General features: G+C 50.1%; 11 protein-coding genes and 1 other annotated feature. Of the genes, 8 read left to right on the forward strand and 3 right to left on the reverse strand.

Annotated features, from left to right (window positions below; all coding sequences use genetic code 11):
* Positions 1-205 precede the first annotated feature (205 nt).
* The 3 genes from DW769_RS05285 to DW769_RS05295 all read left to right on the forward strand — a co-directional run bounded on the left by DW769_RS05285 (position 206) and on the right by DW769_RS05295 (position 3,336).
* On the forward strand, positions 206-763 hold the full coding sequence (locus DW769_RS05285; RefSeq protein WP_117802370.1) for a hypothetical protein: 558 nt from the start codon (positions 206-208) through the stop codon (positions 761-763).
* 116 nt (positions 764-879) lie between these two features.
* Positions 880-2,229 (forward strand): MATE family efflux transporter, encoded by a 1,350-nt coding sequence (locus tag DW769_RS05290; protein WP_117509858.1) that lies wholly within the window; start codon positions 880-882, stop codon positions 2,227-2,229.
* A gap of 66 nt (positions 2,230-2,295) precedes the next feature.
* Positions 2,296-3,336 carry a YeiH family protein gene (locus DW769_RS05295; protein ID WP_118750069.1) on the forward strand — a complete coding sequence of 347 codons (1,041 nt, stop codon included), beginning with the start codon at positions 2,296-2,298 and terminating at the stop codon, positions 3,334-3,336.
* Positions 3,337-3,391: 55 nt separating this feature from the next.
* On the opposite strand, the gene DW769_RS05300 is transcribed toward DW769_RS05295, so the two are convergent.
* Positions 3,392-4,207, reverse strand: coding sequence for a Cof-type HAD-IIB family hydrolase (locus DW769_RS05300; protein WP_117804931.1), 816 nt, complete (start codon positions 4,205-4,207; stop codon positions 3,392-3,394).
* A gap of 331 nt (positions 4,208-4,538) precedes the next feature.
* Between DW769_RS05300 and DW769_RS05305 the strand changes: the two genes are divergently transcribed.
* The 4 genes from DW769_RS05305 to DW769_RS05320 all read left to right on the forward strand — a co-directional run bounded on the left by DW769_RS05305 (position 4,539) and on the right by DW769_RS05320 (position 8,506).
* Positions 4,539-5,369 carry an alpha/beta hydrolase gene (locus DW769_RS05305; RefSeq protein WP_055219937.1) on the forward strand — a complete coding sequence of 277 codons (831 nt, stop codon included), beginning with the start codon at positions 4,539-4,541 and terminating at the stop codon, positions 5,367-5,369.
* Between the two features lie 20 nt (positions 5,370-5,389).
* On the forward strand, positions 5,390-5,662 hold the full coding sequence (locus DW769_RS05310) for a hypothetical protein (RefSeq protein WP_022461797.1): 273 nt from the start codon (positions 5,390-5,392) through the stop codon (positions 5,660-5,662).
* Between the two features lie 79 nt (positions 5,663-5,741).
* Positions 5,742-6,044 (forward strand) — a binding site (T-box leader).
* Positions 6,045-6,224: 180 nt separating this feature from the next.
* Positions 6,225-7,928, forward strand: coding sequence for a proline--tRNA ligase (locus DW769_RS05315; protein WP_022462387.1), 1,704 nt, complete (start codon positions 6,225-6,227; stop codon positions 7,926-7,928).
* Positions 7,929-8,002: 74 nt separating this feature from the next.
* Positions 8,003-8,506: an NUDIX hydrolase gene (locus DW769_RS05320; protein WP_118750070.1), complete on the forward strand. Its 504-nt coding sequence runs from the start codon at positions 8,003-8,005 to the stop codon at positions 8,504-8,506.
* Positions 8,507-8,656: 150 nt separating this feature from the next.
* On the opposite strand, the gene DW769_RS05325 is transcribed toward DW769_RS05320, so the two are convergent.
* Together DW769_RS05325 and rfbD are read right to left on the reverse strand one after the other, a co-directional pair.
* The gene (locus DW769_RS05325) at positions 8,657-9,955 is read right to left on the reverse strand and encodes a dicarboxylate/amino acid:cation symporter (RefSeq protein WP_117802375.1); all 1,299 of its coding nucleotides are present in this window, start codon (positions 9,953-9,955) and stop codon (positions 8,657-8,659) included.
* Positions 9,955-10,800 (reverse strand): dTDP-4-dehydrorhamnose reductase, encoded by an 846-nt coding sequence (rfbD, locus tag DW769_RS05330; protein WP_117802376.1) that lies wholly within the window; start codon positions 10,798-10,800, stop codon positions 9,955-9,957. Before rfbD ends, DW769_RS05325 begins: the two co-directional genes overlap by 1 nt.
* A 212-nt stretch (positions 10,801-11,012) precedes the next feature.
* Here rfbD and DW769_RS05335 point away from each other — a divergent pair, with 212 nt between their 5' ends.
* Positions 11,013-12,344 carry an MATE family efflux transporter gene (locus DW769_RS05335; protein ID WP_118697619.1) on the forward strand — a complete coding sequence of 444 codons (1,332 nt, stop codon included), beginning with the start codon at positions 11,013-11,015 and terminating at the stop codon, positions 12,342-12,344.
* Positions 12,345-12,356 lie beyond the last annotated feature (12 nt).

Here is a 12,356-nt window from a genome sequence, read left to right on the forward strand (position 1 = left end):
GAAGTGGCCGTAAGATCCCACGAATTACCAGCCACTTCCCTTTTTATACGCAAATTTGGAAAAAGAAAGAAGGAAATGTTTTAGAATTATAGTTCGTTGGATACCAGTGAACTATAACAGAAAGTGTTCTGCTTCCCTGTTGTTTTTACGGAGAAAAGAGTGTAAAATAAATACAGACATCATTACATTGATGGAGGATAAACAGTTGCTTGAATGGATTAATGTTTTTAAGGTAAATCGGAAAATTAAATCCCGTCTCTGGCCGTGGATCAAGATTATTTTAAGTATTGTTCTTTTCTTTGCGGTATTTTACGGTGACATCTATGTTCATATTCTGGATGGAACAAATCTGGGACGAATTGTGGAAGCAATGATTCTGGTTGTGTTTTCGTTTCTGGACTATCTGATCTGCTTTATTTCCGTAGCCGAAATGGACTGCCTGAAAGACCGGCGGTATGCGGCGGCGAAAGAGAGCGGTGAATTTTACACGATTTCCCAAATCGAAAGCTCCCTGTTCAACTACGTGCCGCGTACCTATACGATTTATTACCAGCGGGGAAGCAGAAGACTTACCTTCGGCGTACGGACAAGAACGACAGGAAATCTGCTGGAAATGGGCAGCAGAGAATATTTCATAGGACCGACAGGAAAGCGCGAGCAGATTGTGAAAGACCTCGATACGCTGATGAAAGAAGTAAAAAAATACGCAAGATTTGACAAAGTCCTGGTACAGGCAATCAATGGAGAACCGGTAAAGAAATGATGCCGGTTCTTCTTGCTTTTACGTAAAAATGCAGGTAAGATAAAAACAGCATGAGTGTAATACACATGCGTGAAAAATCATCAACAGAGAAGGTATGAAAATGGAGGAAACAAAAGATGAATTATCTGAAGGAACGGGATGGTGACCTGTTCTCCAATGCGGATCTGAAACGGCTGATTGTGCCGCTTCTGATTGAACAGCTTCTTGCCATCGCAGTCGGCATGGCGGATTCAATTATGGTATCCAGTGTCGGCGAGGCGGCGGTGTCGAGTGTGTCGCTGATTGATACAATCTTTATTCTGCTGATCAACATGTTCACCGCGATTGCAACCGGCGGAGCCGTCGTGTGCGGCCAGTATATCGGAAAGAAGCGGCCACACAAAGCATGTGAGGCAGCTGACCAGCTTCTGCTGGTGACAACGGCGCTGTCAGTTGTGATCATGGCGGCGGTCTATCTTTTAAAGCCGTTTATTCTGCATGTTGTGTTTGGAAACATTACGGCAGAGGTAGAAAGAAACTGCAATATTTATCTGATGATCGTAGCGGCCTCCATTCCGTTTCTGGCGGTTTACAACGGCTGTGCGGCCATTTTCCGTGCGCAGGGTGATTCGAAAACGCCGATGAAAATATCCATCGTCATGAACCTGATCAATATTTCGGGAAATGCGCTTCTGGTCTATGCGCTGAAATTCGGCGTGGACGGCGTTGCGATTCCGACGCTGCTTTCACGTATGTACGCGGCTGCGGCAGCATTTGTTCTCGTACATAATAAGCGGTATCCAGTGCGGTGCTCTTATCCGGTGAAATTAAAACCGGATTTCCATATGCTGAAAAAAATCCTTGGCATCGGCATTCCGAACGGCCTCGAGAACAGTATGTTCCAGCTCGGCAAAATTATGGTCTTAAGTATGATCACACAGTTCGGAACAGCGTCGATCGCGGCAAATGCGGTGTCCAACACGATTGCTGTCTTCCAGACACTGCCCGGTATGGCGATCGGAAATGCAGTGCTGACCGTAAGCGCACAGTGCGCGGGAGCGGGAGACTATGAGCAGGTAAAATACTATGCGAAAAAGCTGCACATCATCATTTATGGCATGATGATCGTCTGCTGTCTCGGTGTCATCGCGGCACTTCCGGCGGTGCTTCACGTTTACAGTCTGTCTGCGGAGGCAACAGCCATGACGGAAGATATCATCGTTTACCACGGCATCTGCTGTATGATAATCTGGCCAATTGCCTTCAATCTGCCGAATGTACTCCGCGCGTCCAATGATGTGGCATTTTGCATGATTCTCTCGATTCTTTCCATGTGGATCTGCAGAATCGGCATGAGCTATGTGCTCGGTGTGCGTATGGGATTCGGCGTCTTCGGTGTCTGGGTCGCCATGACGATGGACTGGGTTGTTCGTGCCATTTTCTTTGTCCTTCGCTATCGAAGCGGGAAGTGGCAGCATCAGACGTGATGAAAAATACGGAATGTTTTGGGGAGAGAGAAAGAAAAAACGATACATCTGGAGGAAGTTATTATTATGAAAAACGCAAAGAAACTGATTCCCGGAGCGGCGATTGCGCTGGTGATTGCCGCTGCGGCGAAATTCCTGGAAAGCCTGGAGGAGAGCGCCGGCCTGCACTTTATCGGAGCGTCGGTCATCGCCATGTTTATCGGTATGATTGTGAATGCCTTTTACAAGCCGAACAGCGTGACGGCGCCGGGAATTAAATTTACATCGAAGAAGATCCTGAAATTTGCGATTATTCTGCTCGGAGCGAGCCTGAATATCCGCACGGTACTGACGGTCGGAAGATTTTCCCTGACGGTTATGGTATTTACCCTGGCAACGTGCTTCGGCCTTGGCGCGCTGATCGGAAAAGCAATGGGACTGAACTGGAAGACGAGCAGCCTCATCAACGCCGGCACGGGTATCTGCGGCGGTTCCGCGATCGCGGCAATCGCGCCGGTCATCGAGGCGACCGATATGGACATTGCCTATGGCCTCTCCGCAACGTTTTTATTTGATACGGTCATGATCGTCGTATTCCCGATCCTCGGTCACTGGATGGGCCTTTCAGATGCCGCGTTTGGCCTCTGGGCCGGAACTGCGGTCAACGATACCTCAAGCGTCGTTGCCACCGGTTACGCATTCAGCGAGGCTGCCGGTGATTTCGCAACCATGGTAAAACTGACGCGGACCCTTGCCATCATTCCAGCCGTCCTGGCATTCGCCGCCATCAACGTACATCTGAAACGAAAGGCACAGGCAGCAGAAGGAACCGCCGTAAAGGTAAGCATCAAATCCATTTTTCCATGGTTTATCTTAGGCTTTCTCGCCATGTCAGCACTGACCTCCTTAGGTCTTATCCCGGCAGGCACAGCAGCCGCATTAAAAACCATCAGCAAATTTCTGATGGTAGCCGCCCTTGCGGCCATCGGTCTGAACACCGATTTCAAATCCCTCTGCCGCTCCGGCGCAAAGCCGATGCTGCACGGATTTATTATTTCGCTGCTGGTAGTCATTGTGGCGATCGCTGTTGAATTTGCTATCGGCATTGCGCCGCATGGGGTACTGTAAAGGAACAGAGAATTAAAAATCCAGACATCCGTATAGGATGCCTGGATTTTTTGATTCAAAACGGGTTTGTCGTTTCCTTCAAAAACGTTTTCAGAACCTGCAGCACCCCGTTCTCCCAGTACGGCGGGCAGGTGTGTTTTGCCGAGGCGATGACTTCCGCTCGGGCGTTGGAGACGGCGTAGCTTTCGCCGGCGTTCTGAAGCATCTCGATGTCGTTCAGGTTGTCGCCGAAGCAGCAGACTTCGTCTGGGGTAAGGCCAAAGTAGTTCATCAGAAATGAGAGACCGGTCCATTTGCTGACGCCGCGGGCGTTGCAGTCCAACCATTCCTTACCGGCGACAGCGAGTTTTGCCTGATGTTTCCACGCCGGGATGAAATTTGGGGAGCAAAGCTCTTCACAGGAGGTTGGATGGTAGATCGTGAATTTGATAATGTCCTCGTTTTCTACCTTCGACAGATCCGGTACTTCGCGGACATCGAAGCCGTAGGAGTCGCGGAGCCAGTGAAACATGCGGCTTCCGGCATCTTCGGCGAGGCAGTAGTCCGGGGTGGCGGCAAAGCAGTCGCAGGACGGAAGTTCGTCGTGTACCATGCGGCACATGGATTTCCAGAGTGCCGTTTCCATCGGATATGTTTTCAGAATCTTTTCCGGTGTGCGCACGACAGTTCCGCCATCGGAGATGTAGAGCAGGCGGTCCTTGATCGGGGCGAAAAGCTTCTGTTCACTGGAAAACTGGCGGCCAGAACAGACAACAAAATGGATGCCCTGGTCGACAAGCCTGGAAACAACAGTCATATATTCCGGGTCGATCAGAAGTGTGCCGTCTTTGACGAGCGTTCCATCGACATCGGTTGCAATCAACTTTATCATAATAGAAAATCTCCTTATCTTGTCACAGAAAAAATTCAAACTATAGCAAGACCAGAAAATAACGCAAAAAAGACAGTGCTGCAGGGCGCGAATTACAAGGAACGGATTTGAAGGCGTACCGGGGTACGACGAAAATCCGTGACGCAGTAATTCACGTTCTGCAGTGCTGAATTTTTTGCATTATTTTCTGGGATTGCTATAAACATGATTATATCGTGAATTGCTTCGGGGTGCAAGCCGGAACCGGAGGAACGCAAAACTCCACATTGACGAAATGCGGAAATAAGGCGTAAAATAAAGAAAAATATATATCCACAGGGGGATTTTTATTATGGCATTTATTCAGGTAAGCTTCATGTCAAAAACTTTAATGCGCACCGTACCGCTGCAGGTTATTCTGCCGGTCGACAAATTTACCTTTGGGCAGCCGGAGCGCGAGGAAAAACCGTTTAAAACGCTGTATTTGCTGCATGGCATTTTTGGGAATGAGACAGACTGGGTTCATGGAACCAGAATCCAAAGATGGGCAGAGGAGAAAAACCTTGCCGTTGTCATGCCGGCCGGCGAGAATGCGTTTTATGTGGATCAGCCGTCCATCGGTGCCATGCACGGACAGTTTATCGGAGAAGAACTGGTTGAGATTACAAGAAAAATGTTTCCGCTGTCCAGAAAAAGAGAAGACACCTTTATCGGAGGCCTTTCCATGGGTGGTTTTGGCGCACTCAGAAATGGCCTGAAATATCACGATACCTTCGGGGCTGTGATCTGCCTGTCCGGTGCACTTCATGTGCTGGAAAATCCGGAAGAGAGCAGAGCGGACAGCTTTGCACATGAAGAAGGTTATTTCGGAAATCTGGTCGAAGCAGCAAAGAGTGACAAAAACCCGGCTGTTCTTATCGAGCAGTTAAAGGAAGCACGGAAAAAAGATCCGTCTGTCAATGTGCCGACCGTATTCCAGGCGTGCGGAACAGAGGACGGACTTCTGGAAGTAAACCGTCTCTACCATAAACGGATGGAAGAGAGCGGCATGGACATTGTCTACTATGAGAGCAAGGGTGGCCATGAATGGGATTTCTGGGATGAGTGGATCAAAAAGGCACTGGACTGGCTGCCACTTGAGGAAAAGACGGAAGGTCTGAACAGCGGAAACGTAAATGTTTAAAGGAAAAAGGGAGACAGGCAATGCCAGAAACGAGAAATGACGAATTGTACCGTGCGTTAAAACACAACGGTTACCCGGACGACTTCTGCCGGGAAATTGCATACCGCCAGATGAACACCGATTTTACCGCCACGCGGATGCTCGGCTATCTCTACCGCGTCACAAGCCCGCGCGCCGAGGACGTTGTCGATGAGATGCTGGCTATCCTGAGTGACCGCAAAGCATGGATTGAGAAAAAACAGTCTGAGGAAGCCCAGGCGGCAATCAGCAGAATGTATCGGGAAGGCCTGTAACCTGGGCGGGCGTTTATGCAGAAAAAGCAGAAGGAACGGGCTTGCATTCTTTTCCGGTTTCTGCTACAATCAGTGCAGTGAAAAAGCGACGAAAAGAAACAGTAGCGACAGAGCGCATTCAGAGAGAAAGCGGCAGGTGAAAGCTTTTTGCAGAATCTATCGTGAACCGGTCTTGGAGCTGTGCACCGAAGAGAAGAAAATCCATCAGGAAAAATTTATTTCGTAGGCTGCACCGGGATCTCCCGTTACAGAGAAGGTACAGAGAGCAGAGATCACGCGTATTACAAAATACAAAAATCGTGGGGTACAAATGCTTTGTGTCAGAGTGCAGGAGTTTTCCTGAATTTAGGTGGTACCGCGGATAAAAAAATTCGCCCTAAACTGCAGCTTGCGGTTTAGGGCTTTTTTCTGTTTGAAAACGAAGCATCTAACTCGTTACTTCAGTGATGAGTTAGATGCGTAAAATGTTGTATAAAAGCTTAAAATCGGACAGGCTGGAATGTTCTCGCGTCTGGAAGATTTCAGATGTTGAAAACCCAAAGAATAAGGAGGAAATCAGAAAATGAAACTTGAAAAATTAGTAGGAGAGCGCTTCAAAGAAAGACCTGCTGACTGTGTCATCGACAGCCATGCTATTATGGTAAAAGGCGGATACATCAAATATATGGCAAACGGAATCTATTCTTCCTATCTGCCGCTGCGCCGCATTGTGCGCAAAATCGAGCAGATCCTGCGCGAGGAGATGGACAAAATCGACGGCCAGGAGGTGCAGTTTCCGGTTGTCATGCCTGCTTCTCTGTGGGATGAGTCCGGCCGTTACGATAGCATCGGCGATGAGCTGCTGCGCTTCACCGACCGCAACAATGCCAAAATGGTACTCGGCATGACCCACGAGGAGGCAGCCGTACACCTTGTACGCGAGTATGCACAGAGCTACACCAAATATCCGTTTATGATCTATCAGATCCAGACAAAATTCCGTGATGAGGCCCGTCCGAGAGCCGGACTGATCCGTGTGCGTGAGTTTACGATGAAGGATGCTTACTCCTTCCATACCAGCCAGGAAGATCTGGAGCAGTATTACGAGAAATGCCACGCAGCATACGAGCGCATCTTCGAGCGTGTCGGCGTGCCGGAGGTGGTATCTGTCAAATCCGATTCCGGTATGATGGGCGGAAATATCTCCCACGAGTTCATGCTTCTGACTCCGGTCGGAGAGGATTCCATCGTTCTGTGTGATTCCTGCGATTACAGAGCCAACATGGAGGCAGCTGAGAACATTTCCGACATCGCAAGAGATGCAGAATCCGCTGCACTCGAAAAGGTTTATACACCGAACGTCCACACCATTGAAGACGTCTGCAATTTCTTCGGAGACGAGACAAAGAACTCCTGCAAAGCCGTTGTTTATCAGCAGAATGTTGATGATAAATACGTTGTCCTTTTCATCCGCGGCGATCTCGAAGTCAACGAGACGAAGCTGGTCAACTTCCTCGGCGAGCAGGTTCACGCAGCCGTGATCACCGAAGAATGCGGACTGAACGCAGGCTATATCGGACCTGTGAACCTGAAGGTGAACGGAGATGCCGTTGTTCTCTACGATAAATCCCTCGAGGGAAGAAATAACCTTTCCTGCGGAGCCAACGAGGCAGAGCATCATTACAAAGGACTCGACATGGAGCGCGACGTTCCGAATGCCGAGTATCACGATTTTGCAAAAATCCAGGAGGGCGGCATCTGCCCGAAATGCGGCAAAAAGACCGTGAAGATCTCCAGAGGTATCGAGGTCGGAAATATCTTCCAGCTTGGAACCAAATATACAAAATCCATGAATATGACCTATGTCGATGCAAACGGCGAGAGCAAGACCCCGATCATGGGATGCTACGGTATCGGTGTCGGCCGTCTGGCAGCATCGGTCTGCGAGGCACATCACGATGAGTACGGCCCGATCTGGCCGAAAGCTATCGCTCCGTGGCAGGTACACCTCTGTGCAGTCCGCGTCGATGACGAGGAAGTCAGAGCATATGCGGACAAGCTGTACGAGGATCTGCAGAATGCAGGCATCGAAGTGATCTACGACGACAGAAGCGTCAGAGCCGGCGTAATGTTTGCCGATGCCGATCTGCTCGGCATTCCGCTGCGCATCATCGTAAGCCCGAAAAACATGAAACAGGGCGTTGTCGAGGTTGCATCCCGCGATAAGACTCTGAAAACACAGATTCCGCTGGAAAATGTGATGGAAGAGATTAAACAGTATCTGTAATGATTCAGAACCATGCGAAAGGGAAGAAAAATCGAGATGGGGCTCGGAAGAAGTTCGACAGGAGAAAACACGATATGGAACTCTGGGATATCTATGATGAAAACAAACAGCCGACCGGCCGCACGATGAAACGGAATGACTGGCATATGAAGCCGGGCGAGTTTCACCTGACCGTACTCGGCGTAATCGCAAGACCGGATGGGACCTTTCTTATCACAAAACGTGTCATGACGAAAGCCTGGGCACCGGGCTGGTGGGAGGTTTCCGGCGGCGCGGCACAGGCAGGAGAGAGCTCCTGGGAGGCCGTGCGCCGTGAGGTCAGAGAGGAAATCGGACTCGATGTGAGCAAGGCAGACGGCGGCTACCTCTTCACTTACCGGCGTATCAACCCGGATGAGGGAGACAACTACTTTGTCGATGTCTATCGCTTCGTGATGGATGTCAAAGACGAGGATCTTCACCTTCAGGAGGAAGAAACGGACGGCTACCGTTTTGCTACGCTGGACGAAATCAAAGGATACGCCGCAGAAGGAAAATTCCTGCATTACGACAGCATCCGCCAGGCATTTGAACTGTAACAGAGAAATGAGATAAGAAAAACGCGTTCCCGCCGGAAACCACAGGAGTTTCCGAAAACGGGAACGCGTTTTTGTAATTTACAGGATTCTTTCTTGCCGTAGGCATGCCTGAAAAGGGCTTTTCGTAAGCGCGTAAGCGGTTCATTGCGGTTAATCGCGATTGAACACTTCGCGGTTGAGCGCCTTTTCCTGATGGCTGACAATCGTTGTGCAGACAGCATCGCCTGTGATGTTGACGGCGGTACGCAGCATATCGAGAATACGGTCGATACCCATGATAAGAGCGATACCCTCCGTTGGCAGTCCGACGGAATTCAGTACCATAGCCAGGGTAACAAGTCCGACGCTTGGGATACCGGCGGTACCGATGGAAGCCAGTGTTGCGGTAACAACAACCGTTGCGAGGTTTGCCGGAGTCAGATGAATACCGTATGCCTCTGCGATGAAGATGACAGCGACACCCTGCATAATGGAGGTACCATCCATGTTGATGGTTGCGCCGAGCGGAATGGTGAACGAAGAAATCTGCTTCGAGACACCCATCTTTTTGTTCAGGGTATCAATCGACATCGGGATTGTCGCGTTGGAGGTTGCGGTGGAAAATGCAAATCCCATAACCGGAAGGAATTTCTTCACGAATTTAATCGGATTCAGCCGTGTGAATACGAACAGAAGAACCTGATAAATGATGAAGCACTGCAGTGCCAGCGCCAGTGTTACATTTCCCATGTATTTCAGCATCGGTGCGAACGCAGAAAAGCCGACCGTTGCAAAGGTACGTGCAATCAGACAGAAAACGCCGACCGGGGCCACCTTCATGACCGTCATGGTCATTTCCATCATGACATCGTTAAACTGGCTGATAAAGTTGGAAACGACCGAAGCACGGTTTCCGAGCTTTGCCAGCATTACACCGACAAACAGGGCGAATACGATGATGGGAAGCATATCGCCGTTTGCCATGGAACCAATCGGGTTCTTCGGGATGATGTTGAGCAGTGTATCCACCAGGCTGACGCTGGAATCTGCTGCTGTCGAGGACAGGTCGGCTTTCTGAACCGCACTCATGTTAAGTCCGAGACCCGGGTGAATGAGCAGGGCGGTTCCAAGTGCGATGCAGACGGCAAGTGCTGTGGTAACAAGGTAAAAGCCGATCGTTTTTACGCCGACCTTTCCGAGGGTTTTGCTGTCTCCGATGGACATACTTCCGCAGACGAGGGAGCAGAAGACAAGCGGTACGACAAGCATCTGCATCAGGCGGATAAAGCCCTGTCCGATGACATACAGCACACCTTCTACGATGACGGTGTCCTTGATATAGCTGGACGGGATCCAATAGTGAATCACCACGCCGAGCAGCGCACCGGCCAGCAGGGCAATAAAAATCTGGGTGGAAAGCCCGGGCTTCTTTTTTGACTTTTCCGTTGTTTCTTTTCTGTTTCGGACCATTATTCGATTCCTCCGGTTTCTTCGAGATATTCTTTCAGTGCCGTTTTCCAGTCGAGCGGCTCAGGAATACCGGTCAGGCGGAGCATCATGTTGTCCAGAACAGAATAGGTCGGGCGGACATCATCGCGTGCGACAACCGGGTAGAGATCAAGGTCACCGGTTTTTCCGGTATACTCGAGGATGGTTCTTGCAAACTCATAGCGGCTGCAGCTTCCGGGGCAGACAACGTGGTACAGACCATACTCCTCGCTGTCGATAAAGTGGCAGATCACGCGCGCAAGCTCAAAAGCACTGGTTGGAGCCGCATACTGGTTGTTTGGAACCTCCATCGTGCCGCCTTTTGCCGCATTGCGGAGTACTTCATCCACAAAATCGCGGCCGATCCCGTAAATCCAGGAGCTTCGGATGATGACAAAGCGGTTCAAAAGCTGTGTCAGGATTTTCTCTCCGGCCTCTTTTGATTTTCCGTAGATCGTACGCGGATGCACGGTATCAAACTCGTTGTACGGGATGCGGGATTCCTTGTCGAAAACATCATCCGTTGAGATCTGAATAACCTTTGCGTCGATATCATTGGCGGCAAGCGCTACGTTGCGCACACCGATGGCATTGACACGATAGGCTTCGTCGAGGTTTTTTTCACACTCGGCAACGTCGGTCATACCGGCGCAGTTGATGATAACGTCGGGACGGTTGACATAAACAAACTGTGTGACTTCATCGATTTTGGTAATATCAACCTCGTGAATATCCGTCGGAAGAAGCTGATATTCCACACCCTCCAGCAGTTCCAGAAGGGCAGTACCGATGTGGCCTTCGGCACCTGTAATCCATATTTTTTTCATAGGTTTTCTCCTGTCCTTGATTTATATACAGAAAAACTGTAATTGTATTTATTTTACCTGTGGACTTTACAGAAGTCAATAAATTATGGAAAGTCTCTGTGCAGAACCGGAAAAAAGTGGTATCATTTCTGTATATGTCTGCGGTGTAAGACTGCATATCTGCTACAAAAGAAGGAGGAGTATTTTTGAAAAAGAACAAATATGAAATCGACATGTGCAACGGCACGATTATGGACAAGCTGATTTCCTTTTCGCTGCCGCTGATGGTGTCCGGCATTCTGCAGCTGATGTTCAACGCGGTGGATATCATCGTCGTCGGACGGTTCAGCGGAAGCCAGGCGCTTGCGGCTGTCGGATCGACAACGGCACTCATCAACGTGTTCATCAACCTGTTTATGGGAATTTCACTCGGTGCGAATGTACTGGCGGCGCGGTATTATGCGGCGGGGCGCGACCGGGAGATGTCGGAAACGGTACATACATCGATCATGCTGGCGCTGATCAGCGGCGTTGTGATGGCGTTTGTGGGCGTATTTTTTGCAAAAGGCGCGCTGGAGCTGATGGATACACCGGCGGATGTCATTGATCAGTCGGCATTGTATATGAGAATTTACTTTATGGGAATGCCGTTTTTCATGCTGTACAACTACGGTGCGGCGATTCTGCGTGCCGTCGGCGACACGAAGCGGCCGCTGTATTTCCTGATTGTATCGGGTGTGATCAACGCTGGTCTGAATATGTTCCTCGTGATTGTGTTCAGTCTCGGCGTGGCAGGTGTGGCGATTGCAACGGTGGTTTCGCAGGCGATCTCCTGCTTGCTGGTTCTGCGGTGCCTCTATAAGAGCGAGGGAAGTTATCAGCTCCGGTTCTCGAAGCTGTGCCTGAAAAAGGATTACATCATCCCGATTTTCCAGGTCGGCATCCCGGCGGGTATTCAGAGTACCGTTATCAACTTCTCGAACGTGCTGCTGCAGTCATCCGTCAATTCCTTCGGTTCGATTGCAATGGCAGGCTACACGGCGGCCAACAATGTGCTGGGATTTTTATACACCTCAGTCAACTCCGTCACCCAGGCGTGCATGAGCTTCACAAGCCAGAACTACGGTGTCGGAAAATACAAACGAATGGATAAGGTGCTGATCGACTGCCTGATTCTCTCCAGCGGCATCGCACTGGTGATGGGTGGCGGCGCGTATCTGTTCGGTACGGAAATCCTGCAGATTTACACCGGGGACCCGGAGGTTATCCGCTGCGGTATGGAAATTCTGTCGATCACGACGGTTCCGTATTTCCTCTGCGGCATCATGGACCTCTTCCCGGGAGCCCTGCGCGGTATGGGATGCTCGGCGGTGCCGATGATTCTGTCCGTCATCGGAACGGTCGGAACGCGAATCGTGTGGATCTTCGGCATTTTCCCGCAGCACCGCTCGCTGTATGTGCTGTTCATTTCGTATCCGGGATCGTGGATCATCACGATTATCCTGCAGGTGATCTGCTATCTGATTGTGCGGAAGAAAGTCCACAGCCGGGCAGCAGCCGTATAAAAAAGAGAAAAA

Origin of the sequence: Blautia sp. AM29-29 (assembly GCF_003480555.1) — a bacterium.
Lineage (GTDB): Bacteria > Bacillota > Clostridia > Lachnospirales > Lachnospiraceae > Fusicatenibacter > Fusicatenibacter saccharivorans.